Genomic DNA, 24,676 nt, shown 5'->3' with positions numbered 1-24,676 from the left:
AAAAACGGCGCGTAAAACTAGGAACATTCAAAATAGATGCGCATGGTACAAAAATGGGACAGCGTTTTATTCGTAAAATAATCGATTTTACTATTTTTCATAATGTTGATGAAATCTATGTGACAATTTTTGATAAACATAAAAGTTTAATTAATTTGTTGGAAAAATATGGCTTTAAACTACAAGCCAGAAAAATAGCTAAAACACAAAATGGTCATGAAGGTGTTTATTTAAAACAATTCAATTCTTATTACAATAATATTGATGAAAACTACCCTTTAATAAAGTTAAATCAACGAAATTTTTTACTAAGCATTCATCCTAAGTGGCATTCTAGATTACTTCCAGATTCAATTCTTAATAATGAGAAAACGCTAGATCTGATCCACGATGTATCACATACAAATAGTATTGATAAAGTCTATTTAACGGCCATGCAAGGAACAGAATCATTAAGACAGGGAGATAATCTTTTAATCTACCGTACTAGTGATGGCCTTGGTTCTGCTAGATTTCGTTCTGTGGTGTCATCTATGTGCGTAGTAAAAGAGGTAAAAAATATTAATGAATTTAATAATTATAATTCGTTTAAAAATTATTGTTCTGCTTATAGCGTATTTACTGATCAAGAATTAATGCAATTTTATCAGACTAAAAGGTATCGGGTTATAATCAAATTTACCTATAATTTTCCGTTGTTGAAAAGATTAACAAGACAAGATATTATTGATATCACACACTATAGTGAAAAGCAGTATTGGGGCTTTTTCCCCTTATCTGATAAAAATATCAAAACGATATTAAAGCAAGGTCTTGTAAATGAAAGTCTTATTATCGATTAAACCCGAATATGCAGAGCTAATTCTTTCTGGCAAGAAAAAATTTGAGTTTCGTAAAGGAATATTTAAAAGGCCAGTTAAAACTGTGGTTATTTATGCCACGTTGCCTGTCGGAAAAATTATTGGTGAATTTGATATCGATGAGGTTATTTTTCGTGATACCGAAACACTATGGCAAGAAACAAAAAAGCATGCAGGTATTTCAAAAGTGTTTTTTGATAGTTATTTTAATAATCGAAACAAAGGCTTTGCAATTAAAGTTAAAAACCCCAAACGGTACGAAAACCCGATGACTTTTAAAGATTTTTTACCCAATTCGATACCGCCTCAATCATATCGTTATATTTAATCTCAACTATTTACCCACTCAAAAAGCACCATCAAACCCCGTTGCCGCATAATACCTAGCCAAGTTCGTCTTGCTTTGGTTACGGTGCTATGGCTTATTTTTAATCTTTCACTAATGGCTTTAATGGTTTCGCCCGCGATAAACATATCAATCATCGTTAGCCAATACTCACTGTAGCCTAAATTTTCAAGCCCACTGCCTGTTAGGCCGCTAAAATAACGCCAGCAAGATTGGCAGCGCATTCGGGGGCGGTTTTCGGCTATATTTTTCACATTTTCTGATTGGCAATATGGACAAGTCACTTTATCAGCTTGTAATAAACTATTGACCCAATGCTTTAGGATCTGAGCTTCCTCGATAACGGCAATTGGCTGAGCTGTTTTCCTTACGGCAATAAACTCTTTATACCAAGCATAAAGGGGTGGGTGATTTTTCGCCATTTGCTGTTCAATAACATTCACCCGCCGCTTTACCACCGATGGCGTACAATAATCAAGCTGGTAACGGATCGCAGTACAACTTTTACCACATAAACGCTGCTCGGCAATTAATGGTAACCAGCCTAATGGTGCTAAGCGATGGTAGGGCGTGCAGGTGCTTTTATTAAAGCCTTTATGACAGTTTTTACATTGATAATGCCCAGCCTTAGCATTAATAATATAAAAGCCTGTTTGCTGACAATAAGGGCAAGCGTGAGGCTTACTGCCTAGATTTTTAAGCTGATTAATAAACTCTTCTGCTTGAAGATGTAATGATATGGGCACAAAGTGATGGTACATCGTTTCGCCTTAAATAATTATCATCAATGACAATTATTATACATGGTTTAGCGTTTTTTTATATTAAAAACATGGGTCACGATAGATTTTGAACGAAAATAATCGATATCCTGCTATCACACCACAGGATATTGATTAATTTTATGACTTAATGATTAACTAGCTTTAAGGCATCAGCCGTATAACGTTCACCCGTATTAGGGTAAGTGCGGATAATTGCATCAATCTCGGCAATCTCAGCAAGCGTTAATTTAGCGTCAACCGCTTGCGCGTTTTGTTGCAAATATTTAATTTTTTTGGTGCCAGGAATTGGTACAATATCTTGCCCTTGATGTAACAACCACGCTAAAGCAAGTTGCGCTGTTGTCAGTGATTTACCATGGGCGAATTCCGTTAACGCCTGCATTAACTTTTGATTATTGATCAAGTGCTCGCCTTGAAAGCGTGGTAAACGAAAACGCAAATCATCGGCTTCAAATTGGCTAATATCAAAATTTTCACTAAACATACCACGACCTAACGGTGAGTAGGGGACTAACGTCATGCCGAGTTCACGTACTGTTGGCAATATCTCAGGTTCAATGCCCCGTGTTAATAATGAATATTCGCTTCGTAGAGCGGCTATTGGGTGCACTTTATTGGCGCGTTTTAACGATTCGCTTGATGCTTCAGACAAACCCAAATAGCGAACTTTTCCTTCTTTGACTAAATCTGCCATCGCACCAACGGATTCTTCAATAGGAACATTTTGATCAACGCGGTGCATATAATACAGATCAATGCACTCAACTTGTAAGCGTTTTAAACTAAGATCGATTGCCTGCCTCATCCAAGCTGGCGAACCATCAAACTTTGAGCCAAAATCACCATTATTATTTTGATATTTAAAACCAAATTTAGTCGCAATAAAGATTTTATCGCGATTGGGTTTTAACACTTTAGCAATCAATTTTTCATTTTCACCATCACCATAAAAATCGGCGGTATCCCAAAAATTAATCCCCAAATCTAATGCGCATTGTAAAGTATTAAGGCTTTGTGCCTCATCGCGATCGCCATAAGCGTGCGACATTCCCATACAGCCAAGCCCAATTGCCGAAATTTTTTCGTTAGTTTGCCCTAATTGACGATATTGCATGGTGTTCTCCTTATAGTATTGCAATAAAAGTTGGTTTACTCTAATCCTTAGAGTAAACTCTAGGTCAAGCGTTTTTTTTTGAGGAAAGCTTCAACATGTCTTATACCATAAAGCAATTTGCGCAATTGGTCGGTTTGACTGACCATACATTGCGCTATTATGAAAAAGAGCAGCTATTAAACCCCTTGCGATCAAGCAATGGTCATCGCGTTTTTAATCAGCGGGATATCGATTGGATACAATTTATTTTACGATTGAAAGAAACCGGTATGCCACTTAAAGTGATTAAGCATTATGCAATGCTATTAGCACAAGGTGATAACACCATTAGGGAGCGCAAAGAAATTTTAGAATTACATCAAATCTATCTAGATAACAAACTTAATGAATGGCAAGGGCACCGCGAAAAACTACAGCAAAAAATTGATAATTATCATGCTATGTGCCAGCAAAGAAAGTGTATATAAGCAATTTTTTTTATTCAAGAATACATGTGACAAATTACATCATCGTTAACCAATAAGTATTGAATATAGCTGTGGTTTTTATATTCAAAACATAGGTTACGATAGATTTTGAACGGTATAAATTACTCTCATCAATTACATTACTGAATTATCTACACAAATATAATTAATTTAAGGTATAGTAAGCAAAATTTTTATCGATTCAGGGATCTTTATCACCATGTCAACCGTTTCAATGGCGTTTAGCCAATTACCGCTAATCTCGCCGTTACAAGATAACTTACATTCACTCGAATATACCACGATGACACCCGTTCAAGCGTTAACCTTACCGGTTATTTTAGCGGGCAAAGACGTTATTGCGAAAGCAAAAACGGGCAGTGGCAAAACGGCAGCATTTGGTTTAGGGATTTTATCGGCGATAAAAGTAGATAACTATGCGGTGCAATCACTGGTTATTTGCCCAACGCGTGAACTTGCCGAGCAAGTGGCGATTGAATTACGCCGCTTAGCAAGATTGATGAATAATGTGAAAATTTTAACATTATGTGGTGGTACACCCATTGCCCATCAAATTAACTCACTTGAACATGGCGCACATATTATTGTCGGCACGCCAGGGCGTTTACTCGATCACTTACAAAAAAACACATTAGATCTTAGTGAATTACACCTTTTAGTGTTAGACGAAGCCGATCGTATGTTAGATATGGGATTTGAAGACGATATTGTTAGTATTATCAAGCAGACACCAGCGCAAAGACAAACGCTATTGTTTTCGGCCACCTACCCAGATGGCATTCAAAAAATTAGCAATAAAATTCAGCAGCAAGCAGAATTTTTAGCTGTTGATGAAGTCAATAATCAAATTGAGCAATATTTTTATGAAGTTGATGAAAACAGCCGCAAATTGTTACTTGCAAAACTGCTTACCGAGCACTTAGCCGAATCGACTATTATTTTTTGTAATACTAAAATTGCTTGTCAGGAAGTCGACAACTACCTTAATCAGTTAGGCTTTAGTGTTATTGCGCTCCATGGCGACTTAGAGCAGCGAGAGCGAGAGCAGGTTTTATTACAGTTTACCAATAAAAGTAAAGCCATTTTAGTTGCAACCGATGTGGCGGCCAGAGGCCTTGATATCAAAGAACTTGATTTAGTGATCAATTACCAAATTTCATACGATCCACAAGTACACGTTCACCGTATAGGGCGCACAGGGCGAGCAGGTGAAAACGGCCTTGCAATTACCTTAGTTGCAGCTCATGAAATGCCTAAAGCCAATTTACTTGAAGAGCTAGAAAAGATAACCCTTAATTGGCAAACCGTTAACAATATGACCGTTGATAAATCGCGTATTGTTAAGCCTGTAATGCAAACGGTTTCACTCACCATCGGCCGAAAAAATAAAGTCAGACCGGGCGATATACTCGGCGCCTTGACGAAAGATGCCGGCTTAGAGGGGAACTTAATTGGCAAAATTATCATTACCGACCTGTATTCTTATGTAGCAATTAATCATAAAGCGATTAAAAAAGTGCTGGAATACTTTAAGCAAGGTAAGATTAAAGGTAAATCAGTTAGAGCACGCGCTTTGTAAATAGCGAGTTATAAGCGCTGTACAAAAAATATATACGCTCTTTACTCGCACCCGCGTATAGATTGTGGCATAATGTGCGCCAAATCACATTATGGCCCGTCATTTTTATGATGTCATCCCTTTATTTTGAGAGTGAATTTTAGTGTTAAGTACAAATAATATTACGATGCAGTTCGGCAGTAAGCCTTTGTTTGAAAATATTTCCGTCAAATTTGGCGGTGGTAATCGCTATGGTCTTATTGGCGCTAATGGTAGTGGTAAAACAACATTTATGAAAATACTGGGTGGTGATTTAGTGCCAACTGCCGGAAATGTTGCTTTAGATCCTCATGAACGTTTAGGTAAATTGAAACAAGATCAGTTTGCTTTCGAACAATATAGCGTTTTAGATACCGTTATCATGGGTCATAATGAATTATGGCAAGTGAAGCAAGAGCGCGATCGTATTTATTCATTAGCTGAAATGAGCGAAGAAGATGGCTATAAAGTGGCTGATCTTGAAGGCGAATATGCTGAAATGGATGGTTATAGTGCAGAAGCAAGGGCGGGTGAGCTGCTACTTGGTGTGGGCATTCCTGTTGAGCAGCATTACGGCTTAATGAGCGAAGTGGCGCCGGGTTGGAAACTTCGGGTATTACTTGCGCAAGCACTGTTTTCTAATCCCGATATTTTACTGCTTGATGAACCAACCAATAACCTTGATATTGATACAATTCGCTGGCTTGAACAAGTGCTAAATGAACGCGAAAGTACCATGATTATCATTTCCCATGACCGTCACTTTTTAAATATGGTTTGTACCCATATGGCTGATATGGATTATGGTGAGCTGCGAATTTATCCTGGTAACTATGATGAATATATGAGCGCTGCAACGCAAGCTCGTGAACGCCTATTATCAGATAATGCCAAGAAAAAAGCACAAATTAATGAATTACAGTCTTTTGTTAGCCGCTTTAGTGCCAATGCTTCAAAATCAAAACAAGCGACCTCGCGGGCAAAACAAATAGATAAAATTCAACTTGAAGAAGTGAAAGCATCAAGTCGTCAAAATCCATTTATTCGCTTTGAACAAGATAAAAAACTTTATCGTAATGCGTTAGTTGTTGAAAAACTCACAAAAGGATTTGATGATAATGTCTTATTTAAAAATCTAAATATGATGGTTGAAGTGGGTGAAAAAGTTGCTATTTTAGGTACCAATGGTATTGGTAAATCGACGTTACTTAAAACCTTAATGGGTGAATATAGTGCGGATACTGGCACTGTTAAATGGTCTGAAAATGCCAATATTGGTTATTATGCCCAAGATCATGAGTTTGAATTTGACGAAAATCTTAATGTGTTTGATTGGATGAGTCAGTGGAAACAACCTAGTGATGATGAACAAGCGGTGCGCGGTATACTTGGCCGATTACTCTTTTCTCAAGATGATATTAAGAAAAAAGTTAAAGTCTTATCTGGTGGTGAAAAAGGCCGTATGTTATTTGGTAAACTAATGATGCAAAGGCCAAATATTATCGTAATGGATGAACCAACAAACCATTTGGATATGGAATCGATTGAATCATTAAATATGGCATTAGAAATGTATCAAGGAACCCTATTTTTTGTTTCACATGATAGAGAGTTCGTTAGTTCACTTGCAACTCGCATTATCGAAATGACGCCAAATAAAGTGATTGACCACACTGGCAATTACGAAGATTACTTGCTTAGCCGCGGTATCGACTCGTTTTAGTTTTAATCCCACCTCGGTGGGATTAATTTTTGCTATCTTATAATGCTGATTACTTATATAAGTAATGAAAGGGGATCGTCAATTGTAACTGTGCAACTAATTGGCTAAGGTAGCTTTCTGCTATTGCCGCTAATGCGCGATAAAATGGACTGATTTCGTTTTCTGATAATAGCGCTAAGTAACGCGGCGCCCAGATCATAATATGCTCACTTAGTAAGGTTTTGGCAGCCGTAAATTGCTCAGCCTCAATTAATAACGCTAACGCCATTAGCATTAAGCCAAATTGGTCTTCAGGTTCATTAATGCCAGTTTGGATCACAATATTATTTTCAGCAAGAAATTGCCGATAACGCGCGGCAGATTCTCCCATCAATAAATTTTCTTTATCAAGGTAAACAGAGCCCCATGGCGGCGCGGTCATCGTTCCTTGTCCTTCAAATAAAACTGAATATTGATAAGCGAGCTCTGTATCAGTCAAGTTGTCTATCATGATATTACGCTGATTAATCACTTGCTGAAAATCACGCCAAGAAAATAACGATTCAATTTCATTTAACGCAGCTTGAAGTTGTATTAACGTTTCACTTTCTGGCGAATAATAAAAAAAGGCCCCTAATAAGCGAGCAGGTAAGTTAATGCTATTTATATCTAAAGGTTGGCTCATAAGTATTAATTTCTATTTTAGCGGTGATCCCTATCCCCGTTTAAGCTTACAAAATATAAAAATCATAAGCCATAACGCACTTATGATTTTTATTAATGAGAGTTGTTATAATCAAGTTACATCGTAATAGCCCAAAGATTATAAAACGCAATGCGCCCTGATAACTCAGCAACTAACGCTAATAGTAATGCAAAAGTATAAATAATAGTTGAATGGCGATTTTTAACGGTATTAATAATGGCAATAAACATCGCCAACACCAGTAAACTACATTGCATTATCCACCAGCAATATTGTGCTTGAGCTAACTGGGCAACGTTTTGGCTAACTAAATTAATATAAGGTAATTTGGCTACTAGCACTAATAATGACCCGATAATAAAAAATGTTAAGCCAATTTTACGGATCCCAAAAACCGTCGCTAAAATGCCGCCAAGGATCAGCATTGCACTATACATTTGTAGGGCAGTATAGTAAGTATCCCAATTTTTAACCGTTGGGATCATATACGTTGCAACTATCGTCCAAACGAAAAATAGACTAACAATAATCAGCAAGATGGCAATAATTTTATCGATAGCGGGGATCTTATTAATGCGGTTAACTAATTTTTTAATGGCGGCCAGTTTATTGCCTTTATTCGGTTTGGCAAAATAGGCAAGTAATACACTGGCAAAGGTAATACCAAATAGTACACCAAAGGTGAAAATTTCATTACTCATCGGTGAGCGGCCAATGCCAAAAACCACATTTAAAGCACGCAAAGGGTGACCTAAATGTAGTGATGCAATAGCCATTGCAAGCGCCATAACAACTAACGCTGCAATATTGATTCGTTCCACTTTTAAAACGCTTGGTACTTGATTACAAATTAGATAATAAAGTGCGGAGATCAATACTGCGCCAGCCCCCATTTGGCCAAGCACAGTAAAAAATACTAAGGGTAATTCATGCATAATTAAATTTCCTCCGGATTAAGTATACGGCCAATCGTATCACCAGAGCACTTTGCATGCGCATGAGTATTTATGACAATATTTGGCTTGGTTAATGACGAGTTTGGTAACGGTGCGATATCTCGCTCATTACCGTATTTTTCGCGTAATACGTTGATATCATCAAACTCAAGTGCGCGCTGCGGGCAAGAGTCGACACAAACGGGTTTTAATCCTTGGCTAACACGCTCATAGCAACCATCGCATTTTGACATCACTCGTTTTTGATGATCAAATTGTGGTGCGCCGTATGGGCAGCGCATCTCACAGTAGCGACAACCTACACACACATCTTGGTCAACAACAACAAGGCCATCTTCTTTTCGTTTATGCATCGCCCCCGTTGGGCAGCCATGAACGCAAGTTGGCTCCTCGCAATGATTACATGAAATAGATAAATAATAAGCAAAGGTATTATTTTGCCATAAGCCATTCGTTTGTTGCCAGCTTCCACCACCATACTCGTATACACGACGAAACTTAGTGCCGATGTCAGTATCTTTTTCATCTTTACAGCTTACTTGGCATGTTTTGCAGCCAGTACATTTAGCGGAATTAATATAAAAACCGTATTGCATATTTTTTTACGCCTCTTTTATAGGGATAGTAATTTTACATCGACTAAATTAGTATGTTGTGGATTTCCTTTGGCAAGCACCGTTGGGCGCTGTGACGTTAGGCGATTTATACAGCCCCCAATATCAACACCGTCTTTATTGGTTTTTGCCCATGCACCTTGTGGAATTGCCAAAACCCCCGGTATGATCCGCGGCGTGACCTTAGCCGGAAGGTACAATCGTCCCCGATCATTATAAACTTCGACTAATTGACCATGTTTAATTTGGCGTTTTTCAGCGTCAATTGGATTTATCCAAACAGCATCAGCCGATGCTTCTTTTAGTTGAGGTAAGTTGGCGTAACTTGAATGACAATGACCTTTAGTATGATAGCCAGTAAGTTGTAATGGATATTTTTCTAAGCCAGCAACATCTTCCACCCCTTCAATTGCCGGTAAATAAGCGGGAATAGGGTAGAGCTTATCTTTTTCATCGAGCTCCCAATCACTTGCAATATTTGCCAGTGTTTGTGAATATAACTCAATCTTACCCGATGGGGTTTTTAATGGTTGGTTTATTGGATCGTCTCTAAAATCTTTTAACGCAATATGCTCATTACTATCGGCAAGCCTTCTATCAATCACGCCTTGACCATCGGTTTTTGTAAAGGTTGGTAAATCAGGATTATTGGCGCGTGTTTGCTCATAACATAATTCAATCCAATCTTGGTAACTTTTACCTTCGGTAAATGCATCTTTGACATTTAATTTTTCGGCAACATCAGTAAGCACATCATAAGTAATTCGATTTTCCCATAATGGTTTAATGGCAGCTTGCATACGAATTAAATAGTTATAAGCGCCCGATTGATAAGAGTTATTAATTAGATCACTCGTTTCAACCCCTGATACATCAGGTAGCAATAAATCGGCATACTTCGCTGACGCCGTCATATGGGTATCCCAAACTAAAATAAATTCACATTTTGATTCATCAGCTAATATTTGGTGGGTTTTATTTAAATCGGCATGTTGATTACCAATCACATTACTGGCGTAATTCCATAAAAATTTAATGCCAACATCAAGCTTATCTTTACCTTTAATAAAGGCATTTTTAGCGGTTAAACTCTCGCCATCGTCAATCGCTTTCGTCCACATAAATACGGGAATTGTCACTTTTACCGGATTTGATAAAGTTGGCATGCCAGCAACAGGGTAAGCAACGCTGCCTCCCCAAGTACCAATATTGGTGCCAGGGCGGCCAAAATGCCCAGTCATAATCGGTAATGTCATAATCGCTCGCGCGGCGTGCTCACCAGTTTGTGTTCTTTGTACACCCCAACCTTGTGAAATCCAAGCTGCTTTTGCATCACTGATTTCTAACGCTAATTGGCGGATCCGCTGCGCCGAAATACCGGTTAGCTTTTCTGCCCATTCAGGGGTTTTAGCTACATTATCTTTACCTAAACCCAGAATATAAGACTTATAATCACTATTTAGTGGCGCACCTTCAGGTAAACTTTGCGAATCCCAGCCGACACAGTACTTCGCTAACATCTCCTCATCAATTCGGTTTTCTTGAATTAAGGTATAGCTGATAGCGGCAACTAAGGCGGCATCAGTGCCTGGGCGAATAGGGATCCAATCAGCATTATAAGCAACGACGCTATCATTACACCTTGGATCAATAATAATTACTTTCGCGTTACTTTCGGCTAAGGCGTGGTAAAGCTCGGTAACTTGTCCGCCGCCAGACATACGCGTTTCAGCAATATTTTGACCAAACATAACCACTAAATCTGAATGTTTAATTTGATCAAACAATGATTGTAATTGCGTGCCATAATTATTATTTGTTGAACCAAATAGATAGGGCTGAATGGTCATTATTTGGGCATCAGAATAAGTGCCGTGATAATCAACAAAGCCACCTAAGGTATTAAGTAGACGTTTACTCATGCCGCGGCCACTTAGATTTGCACCAGTTGTGCCAGAGCCATATTGGTAAAAAATAGCTTCATTGCCATAAGTATCAATGGTATGCCTTAGTTTACTGGCTAAAATATCCGTCGCTTCATCCCATGAAATGCGTTTGAATTTTCCTTCACCGCGTTTACCAACGCGTAACATCGGGAATTTTAGTCTTTCGGGATTATAGGTGCGCCAGCGCACTGCTCGTCCACGTAAACAAGGGCGGATTTGATGCTGACCAAAAATTGCATCATTAATGCCGTCTTCAGATGATATCTTGGTAATAATGTCGTTTTTGACATGGACTTTCAACGGGCATCGACTACCACAATTGACAAGGCAGGCGCTGTAACTAATGGTTTCTTGATTTTCGCCAGCAAAAGGCACTTTAGCAGGTAAGTCTGCTTGGCCGTAGGCAAGTGGCATCGTAAATTTGTTCATCAATGCGGCGGCGCCACCGACAAGCAGTGATTTTTGTAAAAAATTACGCCGACTAAAATTTTGGGGTTTATTCGTATTATCCATAAAGCATATCCCTATTGTTTTTGTGGAATTTCGCCTATGATAAACGGAAAACTTATTTGATAAAATAGAAAAGTTAAGCAATTGAAACTATTTTATTTAATGAAAATAATTATCATTTGTATCTGATTTGGGTAATGATTTAATCCCAAAAATAAGCCATTTTAAATCAATAAATTGGCTTATTTAGGCGCGCTTTAGCTTAAAACAATACCAAGGCAGTAGAGCACATTAGCTAACATCGCAAGCTTAACCATTTTAAATAATAAAGGGGCAATTGCTGTTGTTGAACGAAATTTAAACACATTATAGATCTGCATATAAACAAGTGGCGTTGCTAATAAAAACGAATAGCCCCAAAGCGTTTTTAGATAATAAAAAGAAAAGTGGGCTAATAATAAAAATGCTAAAATTAATAGTGCAGCATGATAATAACAACCCGCATTTTCACCGATCAAAACAATGAACGTTCGCTTATTATTTAATTTATCACTTTTTACGTCACGCAAATTATTAATATTAAGAACGGCAACTGATAATAACCCACATCCAATCGCTGGGTAGAGTAAAAATAAAGGCAACTCTTTTGCTTGCAGGTAATAACTGCCTAAAATACTGACTAACCCAAAAAAGATAAGCACAGATAAATCACCAAGGCCAATATAACCATAAGGTTTTTTACCGATGGTATAAGTCATGGCGGCAATAATTGACACGATGCCAAGTAAGATAAATTGACCAAACTGAGCAAATGTATCGCAGGCTAAAATAAGTAACATTAGGCCGCTTGCTAGGCACAGTAAGATATTAATCGCTAATGCTACTTGCAACTGTTTAAGCGTTATTAATCCTTTTTGGATCCCGCGCAATGGGCCAATTCGATCGAGTTTATCAGCCCCTTTAATGGCATCGCCATAATCATTGGCTAAATTAGACAAGATCTGTAATAGCGCTGCAGTAATTAGGGTAAAGACCATAATCGTGCTATTAAAGTGCTGTTGCCAATAAGCTAAAGCATTGCCGATTAAAATTGCCGATAAAGCGAGGGGTAAGGTTTTTAAGCGTAAACTATCAATCCATGGAATTATTTTTATTTTCATCAGTCTTTTATATGATACATCGTATGGCTATGCGCGAATAATATCAGTAATTACGCCAATATTCACGAGGTTTGAAATAAAAAATGCTATTTTTATACGATTGTTTTTTAAAAAAACGCATAGCTGTATTATAATAACTATTTATTCATCGTTATAATTTTTTAAAATAACTTATCAAAAGGTAATACGCAGTGGAAAGAATTATTGTAGTCGGCGGCGGCGCTGGTGGTTTAGAGCTTGTGACCAAATTAGGCGATAAACTAGGGCGTAAGAAACGAGCAGAAATTATGCTTATCGATCAAAACACGGAGCATCTTTGGAAGCCATTATTACATGAAATCGCGACCGGCGCATTGAATGATCAAACCGATCATATTAGCTATCTTTCCCAAGCTCAAAGCCATCATTTTTCATTTAAGCAAGGTAAATTAATCAATATTGATCGCGATAATAAGCAAGTGATTATTACTGATGCTAATCGCGCAGCACTTGGTTATAGCGATGCAGACGTTGCGATTAATTATGATGTGCTAGTTATTGCAATTGGTTGTACTTCAAATGATTTTGGTACTCCTGGCGTCAAAGAGCATGCTATTTTTCTTGATGATCAAAAAAGCGCGATCAAATTACGCAAAATATTATTATCAACGTTTATCCGTTTCGATATGGATGCACCTAATGCAGCGCAGCAAAGTAAAATCAAAATCGCAATTGTTGGCGGCGGCGCAACGGGGATCGAGTTAGCATCAGAATTACCAAATATGGTTAACACATTAAAAACCAGTGGCTATCCTAACTTAGGTGAGCAGATGCTTGATATTAGCCTTGTTGAAGCGGCTGATCGCATTTCACCTGCATTACCTGAAAAAGTCTCATTAGGGATCACGAAAACCTTACAAAACATGGGCGTAAAAGTATTAACCAAAACCATGATTGTAAAAGCTGACAATGAAGGGCTTTACACTAAAGATGGGCAAACGATTGCTGCTGATATTATTGTTTGGGCTGCAGGCGTTAAAGCACCTGATTTCCTAAATAATATTGCGGGCCTTGAAAGCAACCGTAATAATCAACTCGTTGTTAAACCAACCTTACAAAGTACCCGTGATGATACCATTTTTGTTATTGGTGATAGTTCATCATGTATGCAAGATAACGGTAAGTTAGTATCACCAACGGCGCAAGCAGCTCACCAAATGGTGCCGGTTTGTGCTTATAACATTGAAAAATCAATGAATGATTTACCAATGAAAAAATTTAAGTACAACGATAAAGGGATCATTATTTCATTACATAATACCGCGCAAGGTGTTGTATCAATGATCGGTTCAAAAGGTTTTCATGCTAAAGGGTGCTTTGCACTTTTAATTCATCGCGTTTTATACCGCATGCATTTAGCCTCGTTATTAGGGATTTGTCGCACTGTTCGTTTTACACTTGCGGCGCGAGTTATTAATAAAACGAAATCGACCTTAAGCGGCGATAAATAATTCTATATTTAACGTCAATAATTTGATTAAGAGAATACTGTTTATTCGGCATTATTTTCTTAATCAATTCTTCTTCCTTCATTTCACGAATTAAGCAAAAAAAGCCATAATTGTCTCTATTTAATCCTAAATATTGGGTATAGACTGTTAGTTGTTGAGATCATCATCGCTATTGGATTGCGTTTTGCCGCAATTATCCAGTCTATTAAAAGCTATTTTGATGCTAAGTTTAAGTCTATTTATTAATATGGGAGAAGAGAGATGACAGCAAAAGTACTTGGCTATGGTGCGTTACAAGCAAAAGCTAAACTTGCCCCTTATCATTTTGAACGCAGAGCGCCACGCGTTGATGATGTCGTAATTGAAATACTTTATTGTGGTGTGTGTCATTCTGATTTACATCATGTTTATGGTGATTGGGCAACCCGCTATCCTATCGTTCCTGGGCATGAAATCATTGGTCGTGTTACTCAAGTCGGTGACAATGTCACAAAATTTAAATCTGGTGATCTTGTTGGTGTTGGCTGTATGGTTGATTCCTGTCAGCACTGCGAGCCTTGTGATCACGGACTTGAACAATACTGTGAAGAAGGCAATACCTTAACTTATAATAGCTTAGACAGACATGATCACATGCCAACATTTGGTGGTTATTCTGAAAATATTATTGTCAGCGATAAGTTTGTGCTAAAAATTCCACAAAATATGGAACTTAGCAGCGCAGCACCATTACTTTGCGCGGGCATAACAACGTGGTCGCCATTAAAGCACTGGAAAGTTAACCAAAATAGCCGCGTTGCAGTCGTTGGGTTAGGTGGGCTTGGTCATATGGCAATTAAATTAGCCAAAGGGCTTGGCGCTGAAGTAACGCTATTTACGCGCTCTAAAGGCAAAGAGCAAGATGCTGTCCGTTTAGGCGCTGATCATGTAATTTTATCAACTGATGAAAATCAGATGCAGTCAGCTAAAAACCGATTTGACTTAATTATTGATACCGTGCCAAGCATTCATGATTTAAATCCGTATATTCCAACGCTAACGCTTGATGGAACAATTGTTTTAGTTGGTTATTTAGGCGATTTAAATCCATTTTTAAATACGGCGCCAATGGTTATGGGGCGAAAATCTGTTGCGGGCTCTTTAATTGGTGGCATTGCTGAAACACAAGAAATGCTTGATTTTTGTGCGAAACATCATATCACCTCAGATGTTGAAATGATCGACATTCAATATATCGATAAAGCGTATGAGCGTATGTTAAAAAGTGACGTTAAATACCGCTTCGTTATTGATATGGCCTCATTAAAAAAAGATAAATAACTTTCAACAATATTATCGTAAAAAAATAAAGCCACACTAGGTGGCTTTATTTAATTATCGTTACATTTAAAGGGCGCTAATCTTTATTTTCACTAACCGTAAGCTGACAAATTAAATCAGTAAGCTGGTAGCTTTTGATAAAAGATTGCATCGGTAAAAACTCAAAATAAGAGTGAAAATTATGTGCACCAGTAAAATAATTCGGGGTGAAAATTCCACGAGCGGATAGGGCAGAACCATCGGTTCCTCCCCGCATGGCCATCACTTTTGGCGTAATTGATAATGATTTCATTGCCGTAAAAATAAGGTCAATTGCTGTTTTATCTTCACCTAATGAGTCATGAATATTGCTATACACATCTGTTACTTGATATTCAATTTTTGCCTTAGGATGACGGGCGGCAATTAGCTTAACAACTTCGCCAATATAGCTTTTTCTTGCTTCGTAACTTTTCTTGTCAAAATCACGGATAGATAACTTAATTTCTGCTGAATCAGGGTTTGCCTGTAGATCGGTTACATAAAAATAACCTTCACGGCCTTCGGTATGCTCTGGCGTATCTTGCCTATCAAAGCAGCCAATAAAATCATGTGCAACGCGAATTGGGTTAACTAACACATTTTTAGCCGACATTGGGTGAGCTGTGATCCCTTTGATTTTAACGCTAACTGACGCGGCATTAAACGTTTCATAAACCACTTCACCTAATTGGCAGCAATCGATTGTATAAGCAAAATCGACCGGAAAACGCGTTAAATCCATAACTTTAGCGCCACGTAAGCCAATCTCTTCATCAGGAACAAATGCAACGTAAATATCACCATAGTTATCAGGGTGAGTTGAAACTTGCTGCATTAACGTCATGAGTACGGTAATTGCCGCTTTATTATCTGCGCCAAGTACACTTGTACCATCACTAAAAATAATATCATCACCGACATAAGCTTTAATTTCGGGATGCTCTTCAACATTAAACCAAATATCTTGCTCTTTATTAAGACAAATATTTTCACCTTCGAAATGTTTAACTTGCGGTTTGATATCAGGGGATAATCCAACATCGACGGTATCTAAATGTGCAACAAAACCAATTTTAGGTGCCTTAGGATTTTTACCTTTAAAATGCGCAGTTAAAACGCTGTGCTCATCAATATGAACATCGGCAATGCCCATCTCGCTGAGCTCACTTGCTAAGCATTTAGCCAGTAAATGCTGCCCTTGTGTACTTGGAACCGTTTGAATTGCCGCATTACTTTGTGAGGTTATTGCGACATAACGAAAAAAACGTTGTTGTAATTGTTGCATAATTAATTGCATAAAAACCTCATTACTGTGTTTGTACTACATTATAGGTATAGCCACTATCAAAACCAATTGGGATCTCAAATCCCCAGAAAACAAATAACGTGACAATTAAGACTAACCAAATACCAATAGAAAACGGGATCATCATCGAGCAAAGCGTACCAACGCCCGCATTTTTACAGTATTTATGGCAATACATCAAAATAAGCGGATAAAAAGGGAACATCGGCGTACTTACATTGACGGCAGCGCTGATCCTAAATGAGGCTTGGGTTAATTCAGGCGAAATACCTACCGCCATTAACATCGGTACCATAACTGGCGCCATAATAGCCCATTTAGACGTTGCTGATGTAATAACAAGGTTTATACATGATGATAAAAGGATCATACCGATAATGGTTAACCATGCTGGCATGCTTAGTGAACGTAAAAAGTCTGCGCCGGCCATTGAAATTAATACGCCAACATTTGAATGATTAAATGAATATAAAAACTGCCCAGCAATAAAGCAAAATACAATAAATGAAATCAGCGATTTGAGGATGTTCTCCATTGAGTTGGTGACATCTTTTGATGATTTAAAGGTACCGGCAACAAAGCCATAAATTAAGCCGGGAACTGCAAAAAAGATAAATAAAAGTGGCACAATTGCCTGCATAACGGGGGCATCAGCACTGGTTAAGCTGCCACTGCCCGTTGCGCGAAAAGGGGAGTTATCTGGGTAGAGTAACGCCGCTAATAAAACAACGAGTGCAATGATAGATAAGCCTGCATAGCGAAAGCCTCTATTTTCATTGGGCGCGATATAACTGACATCACTATTTTGTTCGATCTCTCTATCGGTATCAACCGGGCAATTTTTATTTAACCAAGGTTCAACAATTTTTGCTGTTACAAACCAACATACCAAAATAACGCCAAATGTTGCGCCAAAACTGAAAAAATAGTTACAAAGCACATTGACGTTATAGGTTGGATCTAATAGCCTTGCGCCATGTTCGGTAAATTTTTGTAAAATTGGATCGATTTGCGATGGCATATAACTGGCGGTAAATCCACCTGCAAGGCCTGCAAATGCAGTTGCGATCCCGGCTAATGGATGGCGGCCGCTGGCATAAAACATCAACGCTGAAACCGGCATTAAAATCACATAAGCAGAATCAGAAACAATATGAGCAACTACACCAACAAAAGCAACCGTTGGGGTTAGCATTTTTGGCGAGATAATACCGAGCATCTTTTTTAATGCGGTATTAACAAAACCGCTACCTTCAGCAATACCAATTGCTAACGTTGCAACAATGGTAATACTTAACGGCGGGAAGCTGATAAAGTTATTTACGATCGTTGTTAGGAATGTCACGATTTCTTGGTAAGAAAACAGATTAATTACTTCTATTTTGTTGTGAGTCGATGGATTGACATAATTAAAATCAACAAACGAAAGTAGAAACGAAAGAACCCAACAAATAATAAGTGCATATAAAAATAACATCGTAATACTTGGCATCGCATTACCGACGCGCTCGATACGATTTAAAAACCCCTTGTTAGAGGGAAGACTTCCAGCCATAGTTTATTCCTATTACAATTAACACAAAATACGACGTATTTTATACAATAAATGCTAACACACAAATTAAATCCTATTGATTGAATATACTTTAGCCATTAAACCTCATGACTTATGGCCAATTTTATCGTGATGTAACTTCAATAGCACAATTGGATCGGCCATTATTTGTAATTTGCTTGGTTCATCGATATCACTAAGTTGTTGGTTTGATATACGCTGAAAAAATGCCTCACGGTATTGTTTTTGTTTCGCATTATTTAAATGGCGGCGCGTTGATAATGCGCACACTAAGTGATTTAAATCCTCTTGCTCAATCACTTGCTTAAAGGCGTCATGGATAATGCGCTGCGACATTTCATCAAGATTTCTATCAGTATCTGTAATAGCGGCATTCGGTGAGGTTTCCTCTTTGGTTAAGAAAATATTCCACCGTTTTAATGCAAGCCCAATTGACGATAAGCTCGATAGTTTTATCACTAACGGTGAAATAATCAATGGGATCAAGATCGCAATAAACCAAGTGGTAAATTGAGGATCAAGTTTAATTACCGCATATAACCAAACAATACCGAGTAACATTAAAGGCCAACAAGAATAGAATGTCTCGCGCCATGTTAACGCATCATCACTGCGCGCCGGTGAGCGCCATTGAACTTTACTACCAAATAGGGCTTTAATCACAAATTTACTATGAAAAAACATTTTGACAGGTGCTAAGATCATCGAAAATAGAATTTCAAGTATAATTGATAGCATAAACGCAAAGATCCCACCAACAGATTTCGGCCCTTGCTTGACTAATACAATTAGGCCTGCAATGATTTTAGGAATAAGCAGTAAGGTAAATGTGGCTAACAGTAGCTGCATTGCCAGCGTTTCATTCCACCTTGGCCAGATCGGATAGAGTTGGTTTGGATGTAAAAAATATTGTGGCTGATAGTTATTAAAAACCAATAACAGTAGCGTTGAGCACAGCAAAAATATCAGCCATAGTAACGATGATAGATACGCCATTGCGCTCGTTGCAAACATAATACGATGGATAAAACGAATACCAGGTTTAAATATCACATTAAGATTAATTAAGTTGCCCATACACCAACGATTATCTCGTTTTAAATCTTCAATAATATTCGCGGGCACTTCTTCATAGCTACCTTCTAGATTATAAGCAATCATAACATGCCAACCAGCTTGCTTCATTAATGCGGCTTCAACAAGATCATGAGACATGATATGAACAGATTTACGCCTTTTATGAAACGGCGTTAAGATGCAGTTTTCGATAAACGGTTTAAGGCGAATAATGGCATTATGCCCCCAATACTGCGCTTCACGAAGCTGCCAATAATGCACACCACTACAAAAGATATCACTATACGTTTGGTTAGCAAACTGCTGAATACGGCCATATAACGTACGCATTCTAATTGTTTTGGGCGGCGCTTGAATAATGCCAACATTTGGTGATTGTTCCATCATTGCTATCATATTCGTAATGCATTCACCAGTCATAACGCTATCAGCATCAAGAATAATCATATATTGATATTTATTCCCGAAACGGCGACAAAAATCATCAATATTGCCACTTTTACGTTTTACACGCCTCTCGCGGTGACGATAAAAAATTGATGGCGCGTCACCAAGCTCATCAACTAAATCTGCCCAAAGTTTTAATTCATTAGCATACTTATCTGCCGAGTTAGTATCACTGAGGATATAAAAATCACATAAACTCAGTTGACCGCTCTGTTTTAGCGATTGCCATGTCGCTTTTAATCCAGCAAAAACGCGCGCTACATCCTCGTTACAAATCGGCATGACTAAAGCAGTTCTATGCTCGGGATCAATCGATGTTACCTTATCGCTTGGAATATCAATTGTGTAACGTTCATGTTTAAATAATATGACTCTGATCCCCATTAACGCAGTCCAAAAACCGGTTGAGATCCAAGCAAAAAGCACCGCAAATAAACTCAAAATTACAAATTGCAATAAATAAGGCAGCGCATTTTGCATTGCCAGTGTCGGATTTATTTGCCAATCTTGTAAAATGCGCAGCTCATCAAAACCTTGGTAGGGCAGGAGTGAGGCTAGATAGGTTGTTGCAAAAAAGGTTTGCACTAAAATTAATGCTAACAAAATAAAACGGCGAATCGTTGCGATAATACTAAACGAGGGTATTTTACGCGTTGGTTTATTGGCTTTATTCCAATAATGCGGCGCAATTGATTGCCTTGATATCGGCGGCGCTGAATATAATTTATTTTGTATTATATTGAGCGTGTAATGTTTTATCAAATTTGGCCATCGGCTACTTATGGAATGTAGCATGCTTTGATCAGCGTTATTATTCATAATCTTTTATTGCCATATTATCAGGTTATATTCTATTTTTTCGGCTGAAAATTAGAGATAAATTTATAGGTTAAAAGACAATAATTAGAAAACTGAAATTATCGTCTTTTAAGTTTACTTTGATTGCGTATTAATAGTCTAAATACTGGGCATTCCACGTTTCGGATAATTGGGTATTTTTACCATCATCAGACACTAAGCTGACGTAAATTTCAGTTGGCTGATCAGCCTTTTTAACATTAAAACGCAAAATAACACGCCAACCTTTATCAACGTCATTATAAACTAACTTAGAATCGATTAATTTACCGTTATCGCTGATATTAACAAAGGGTTTAATATGAGCATCTTTAGGTAAGCGGCTTAATTTATCGCCAACAAAATCAACCACGTAAGATATGGTGCCATCAAGCTTACGAATCAAATTCGCTTGTTTAATATCGCCTAAAGAATAAAAGGTATTTTTTACCCTAGCCACATCATTTGGATAACGAGAAGCTTCTAATTGGGTGAAATAGACACGGTATTTTGTGTAAAGTTTATCACCTGGTTGATACTGTTTTTCTGGTACCCAAAACGCGATGATATTATCGTTAGTTTCATCAGGGGTTGGCAGTTCAACTAATTCAACATGGCCCGCACCCCAGTTATTTTGTGGTTCGATCCAAGCACTTGGCCGTTTTTCATAGTGATCATCGAGATCTTGATAATCATCAAAGCCATCATCGCGCTGAATCAATCCAAAGCCGCTAATTCCCTTAAGCGCAAAAGAGGACAGCGATAATCTTTCGGGATTATTAAGTGGTCGCCAAATCCATTTTTTGTCATCAGTCCAAATAGATAGTCCGTTGGAATCGTGGAGCTCTGGCCGATAATTACTAATTGAACTCGGCTGATTTTTACCATATAAATACATGCTCGTTAATGGCGCAATGCCGAGTTTTTCAACTTTTTTACGGAAAAATACGCTCGATTCAATATCGACAATCATCGCATTATGAGGCGTTAATGTGATCTTATAAGCGCCAGTTACACTAGGGGAGTCAAGCAGTGCATAAATCACGAAATTTTTTTGATTCGGCTTGGGCTTTTCAAGCCAAAACTCTTTAAAGTATGGAAACTCTTCACCGCTCATCAAACCAGTATTAATCGCTAATGCCCTTGCTGATAAGCCATAAACTTGATTTTTACCGATAACCCTAAAATAGCTTGCCCCTAAGGCTGAAAATATTTCATCATCTAACTTTTTAGGATCGTTTATTGCGTATTGCACTTTAAATCCGGCAAAGCCGTCAACAACGCCATCTTTTTCTTTAATATTTAGCGCACTGGTATCAAAATAGTCCGCATGATACTTAATCTCTTGCACCTTATTATCAATAATTTCATTAATTTTAACGCGGTGGTCAAAATACATCCCTTGATGATAAAAGGCTAAGCGAAATGGTGAATTATCATTTTGCCAATAGGTTTTGCTTTTATTAAAGGTGATTTTTTGATAATCAGCAAACGCTAATTGTTTAAATTCATTAGGTAATGTGGTTTTTGGGCTTTTAAAGCTATGTTTACTTAGTTCATCTGCTTTTTTTTCGACATCTTCTAATGAAAAGGCATAACTTTTATTGGGTAATAAGAAAATGCATAACATACAGATAAGAAGCGAGGAATGCTTGATTTTAAAATATTTCATCTATTTACTCTTTTTCTTTTTATCAATTAATCAGCACCGCGATAACATTCTAGTGTCAATCATTGTCATTATAATAGTTAAGTTAGTTATTTGAAATTATAGGCTAAAGGAAGAGACATATTATTGGCTGTAACATTCAATGGTTAGGCAAAAAAACTATACTCAACTAATTTCATATAATATTGCTTATTTTGATAAATATCAAATTTATCTAATTCACAAATCGCCATTTAAATGAAATTTAATCGTGATTTATTTCACGATAAATCACAAATAAGGTTAAGTTTTTAATTGTCATGGTATTTGTCATAAAAATAACAGAATTAACTTACTAATTTTATTAATTATTTTTAAATTGTTGTAATTTTAATCAAATGAACGTTAATTAATGACAAAATATTCATTTTTTATGGACAATTTGTGCTCATTATTTTAGCATGGCGCACTTTTTGTAAACTTGTGTTAAATTTTTGTGAAAAATATAATAATAAAACCACTATTTTGGCTATGTTGTCTTACTACCTTATCATTTGATAGTATCAGTGCCCCGTTACCAACGCTAGCTGAAAAAGCGATCAGTGATCAGCAATTAATTTATCAGCAAGAGCGGCAAAAGGCATTGCAAGGCAGTTTAGCATCGCCGCAGCCCGATATTCGATTATTAAAGGCGAGGGTCAAAACCAATACAATTAATTTCCCGGCGGAAACACCCTGCTTTGTCATTAACCACGTTGAACTGCGTGAGCGTGATAGTTTGCCGTTTATTATGCCGCTATACCCGTTATCAAACCAAGCAATAGGGCGATGCCTTGGCGGTGAAGGGATTGGTTTATTAATGAGCGAACTGCAAAACCGCATTATTAGCTATGGCTATATCACAACTCGCGTGGTTGCTCCCGAGCAAGACTTAACGAGCGGCACGTTAGTGTTATTACTGGTTAAAGGAACGGTAAGGGATGTCTATTATGCTGACGGCAGTGATAAACACAATAGTTTACAAAGCACCTTACCGGTAAACAAAGGGCAACTGCTTAATTTACGTGATATTGAGCAAGGGCTTGAAAATTTACAGCGTATCCCAACCGTTAAAGCCGATATGCAGCTAGTCCCCGGTGAAAACCCGGGCGAGAGTGATATTGTCATTAACCGCACGCAGTCAAAATACTGGCGTATTGGCGCATCACTTGATGATTCAGGCACCAAAGATACGGGGCGCTATCAAGGTGGGCTTACACTCTATTTAGACAATCCACTTGGCATGAGCGATGCGTTTTATGTCTCTGGCGGTCACGACTTGGATGGCAACAGCAAATATGGCTCTAAAAACTACCTATTTTCGTACTCAGTGCCGATGGGCTATTGGGCACTAAGTTCATCACTAAGCAGCAATACCTATAATCAAACCGTTGCTGGCACGCCAGATTATCAATATAGCGGACGAAGTCGTAATATCAATGTGCAGCTAAGCCGGGTTATTCACCGTAATGAATCGCAAAAAACCACCTTAAGTTATGGGCTTAACTTTAAAGAGTCACACAACTACATTAATGATACCGAAGTTGAGGTACAGCGCCGTAAAACCACCAGTTGGATTTTAGGCATTAATCACCGTCACTACTTTGGTAATATTACCCTTGATGCAGGCGCTAGTTATAAAAAAGGGGTACGTTGGTTTGGTGCGCATCAGGCGCCAGAAGAGGGCACCGGTTATGGCACCGCGTTATCCGATATTTTTAATGTCAATGTCTCTTTAAATGTGCCTTTTACCCTTGCTGAGCAAAGCTTTCGTTATAACTTCGATTATCAAGGTCAATTTACCCGTGGTGGCGATTTAACGCCGCCAGAGCGTTTTTCAATTGGGAGCCGCTGGACGGTAAGAGGCTTTGATGGTGAACTGAGTTTAAGTGCTGATAGTGGTTGGTATATTCGTAATGAACTGGCTTTAGCAACGCCATTCAATAATGAACTCTATTTAGGCCTTGATTACGGCGAAGTCTCTGGCGCTAATTCAGGCTACTTATTAGGTAAAAAACTTGCCGGTAGTGCACTTGGTTTACGCGGCAGCCTTTATGGCGTTTCGTATGATGCGTTTATGGGCACGCCACTGTATAAACCCCATGGTTTTAAAACCGATGATGTGACGCTGGGTTTTAATATTAACTGGAGTTATTAAGTGCATCACACCTTGAAAAATAACGATAAAAAC

19 protein-coding genes are annotated in these 24,676 nt (G+C 38.0%); 8 read left to right on the top strand and 11 right to left on the bottom strand.

Annotation, left to right across the window (positions count from 1 at the left end; all coding sequences use genetic code 11):
- Positions 1-53 precede the first annotated feature (53 nt).
- Both RHO14_08035 and RHO14_08030 read left to right on the top strand, forming a co-directional pair.
- Entirely contained in the window at positions 54-842 is a 789-nt protein-coding gene (locus RHO14_08035; GenBank protein ID WVD70303.1) for a hypothetical protein, read from the top strand.
- Positions 820-1,188 (top strand): ASCH domain-containing protein, encoded by a 369-nt coding sequence (locus tag RHO14_08030; GenBank protein ID WVD70302.1) that lies wholly within the window; start codon positions 820-822, stop codon positions 1,186-1,188. Before RHO14_08035 ends, RHO14_08030 begins: the two co-directional genes overlap by 23 nt.
- 2 nt (positions 1,189-1,190) lie before the next feature.
- Here RHO14_08030 and RHO14_08025 read toward each other — a convergent pair whose 3' ends face one another.
- A complete protein-coding gene (locus RHO14_08025; protein WVD70301.1) occupies positions 1,191-1,967 on the bottom strand; it encodes a hypothetical protein in 777 nt (258 codons plus the stop codon).
- A gap of 148 nt (positions 1,968-2,115) precedes the next feature.
- Positions 2,116-3,105, bottom strand: a complete 990-nt coding sequence (locus tag RHO14_08020) for an aldo/keto reductase (protein WVD70300.1) — start codon at positions 3,103-3,105, stop codon at positions 2,116-2,118.
- A gap of 95 nt (positions 3,106-3,200) precedes the next feature.
- Between RHO14_08020 and RHO14_08015 the strand changes: the two genes are divergently transcribed.
- The 3 genes from RHO14_08015 to RHO14_08005 all read left to right on the top strand — a co-directional run bounded on the left by RHO14_08015 (position 3,201) and on the right by RHO14_08005 (position 6,913).
- Positions 3,201-3,572, top strand: coding sequence for a MerR family transcriptional regulator (locus RHO14_08015; protein ID WVD70299.1), 372 nt, complete (start codon positions 3,201-3,203; stop codon positions 3,570-3,572).
- Positions 3,573-3,792: 220 nt separating this feature from the next.
- Complete coding sequence (dbpA, locus tag RHO14_08010) at positions 3,793-5,172, top strand: ATP-dependent RNA helicase DbpA (GenBank protein WVD70298.1); 1,380 nt, start codon at positions 3,793-3,795, stop codon at positions 5,170-5,172.
- Between the two features lie 142 nt (positions 5,173-5,314).
- Positions 5,315-6,913 (top strand): ABC-F family ATPase, encoded by a 1,599-nt coding sequence (locus tag RHO14_08005; protein WVD70297.1) that lies wholly within the window; start codon positions 5,315-5,317, stop codon positions 6,911-6,913.
- Positions 6,914-6,962: 49 nt separating this feature from the next.
- On the opposite strand, the gene dmsD is transcribed toward RHO14_08005, so the two are convergent.
- The 5 genes from dmsD to RHO14_07980 all read right to left on the bottom strand — a co-directional run bounded on the left by dmsD (position 6,963) and on the right by RHO14_07980 (position 12,724).
- On the bottom strand, positions 6,963-7,577 hold the full coding sequence (gene dmsD, locus RHO14_08000) for a Tat proofreading chaperone DmsD (protein WVD70296.1): 615 nt from the start codon (positions 7,575-7,577) through the stop codon (positions 6,963-6,965).
- 116 nt (positions 7,578-7,693) lie between these two features.
- Positions 7,694-8,533 (bottom strand): DmsC/YnfH family molybdoenzyme membrane anchor subunit, encoded by an 840-nt coding sequence (locus RHO14_07995; protein WVD70295.1) that lies wholly within the window; start codon positions 8,531-8,533, stop codon positions 7,694-7,696.
- 2 nt (positions 8,534-8,535) lie between these two features.
- Positions 8,536-9,150 (bottom strand): DMSO/selenate family reductase complex B subunit, encoded by a 615-nt coding sequence (locus RHO14_07990; GenBank protein WVD70294.1) that lies wholly within the window; start codon positions 9,148-9,150, stop codon positions 8,536-8,538.
- Positions 9,151-9,167: 17 nt separating this feature from the next.
- Positions 9,168-11,627, bottom strand: coding sequence for a DMSO/selenate family reductase complex A subunit (locus RHO14_07985; protein WVD70293.1), 2,460 nt, complete (start codon positions 11,625-11,627; stop codon positions 9,168-9,170).
- 194 nt (positions 11,628-11,821) lie between these two features.
- Positions 11,822-12,724, bottom strand: a complete 903-nt coding sequence (locus RHO14_07980) for a 1,4-dihydroxy-2-naphthoate polyprenyltransferase (GenBank protein WVD70292.1) — start codon at positions 12,722-12,724, stop codon at positions 11,822-11,824.
- Positions 12,725-12,915: 191 nt separating this feature from the next.
- Between RHO14_07980 and RHO14_07975 the strand changes: the two genes are divergently transcribed.
- Both RHO14_07975 and RHO14_07970 read left to right on the top strand, forming a co-directional pair.
- Positions 12,916-14,214: an NAD(P)/FAD-dependent oxidoreductase gene (locus tag RHO14_07975; GenBank protein WVD70291.1), complete on the top strand. Its 1,299-nt coding sequence runs from the start codon at positions 12,916-12,918 to the stop codon at positions 14,212-14,214.
- 261 nt (positions 14,215-14,475) lie between these two features.
- Entirely contained in the window at positions 14,476-15,534 is a 1,059-nt protein-coding gene (locus RHO14_07970) for an NAD(P)-dependent alcohol dehydrogenase (protein ID WVD70290.1), read from the top strand.
- A gap of 76 nt (positions 15,535-15,610) precedes the next feature.
- Here RHO14_07970 and pepT read toward each other — a convergent pair whose 3' ends face one another.
- From pepT to RHO14_07950, 4 genes are all read right to left on the bottom strand, one after another.
- The gene (gene pepT, locus RHO14_07965) at positions 15,611-16,852 is read right to left on the bottom strand and encodes a peptidase T (GenBank protein WVD70289.1); all 1,242 of its coding nucleotides are present in this window, start codon (positions 16,850-16,852) and stop codon (positions 15,611-15,613) included.
- A 10-nt stretch (positions 16,853-16,862) separates the two neighbouring features.
- Entirely contained in the window at positions 16,863-18,416 is a 1,554-nt protein-coding gene (locus RHO14_07960; GenBank protein WVD70288.1) for an AbgT family transporter, read from the bottom strand.
- 105 nt (positions 18,417-18,521) lie between these two features.
- Positions 18,522-20,780 (bottom strand): glucans biosynthesis glucosyltransferase MdoH, encoded by a 2,259-nt coding sequence (gene mdoH, locus RHO14_07955; GenBank protein WVD70287.1) that lies wholly within the window; start codon positions 20,778-20,780, stop codon positions 18,522-18,524.
- Between the two features lie 130 nt (positions 20,781-20,910).
- Positions 20,911-22,470 (bottom strand): glucan biosynthesis protein G, encoded by a 1,560-nt coding sequence (locus tag RHO14_07950; protein ID WVD70286.1) that lies wholly within the window; start codon positions 22,468-22,470, stop codon positions 20,911-20,913.
- A 472-nt stretch (positions 22,471-22,942) separates the two neighbouring features.
- Between RHO14_07950 and RHO14_07945 the strand changes: the two genes are divergently transcribed.
- Positions 22,943-24,643: a ShlB/FhaC/HecB family hemolysin secretion/activation protein gene (locus RHO14_07945; protein WVD70285.1), complete on the top strand. Its 1,701-nt coding sequence runs from the start codon at positions 22,943-22,945 to the stop codon at positions 24,641-24,643.
- Positions 24,644-24,676 lie beyond the last annotated feature (33 nt).

The organism is Orbaceae bacterium lpD04, from assembly GCA_036251935.1.
In the GTDB taxonomy this organism is placed as follows: domain Bacteria; phylum Pseudomonadota; class Gammaproteobacteria; order Enterobacterales; family Orbaceae; genus Orbus; species Orbus wheelerorum.
The sequence above is the reverse complement of the archived record's forward strand: the minus strand, read 5'-3'. Positions and strand labels throughout refer to the sequence as shown.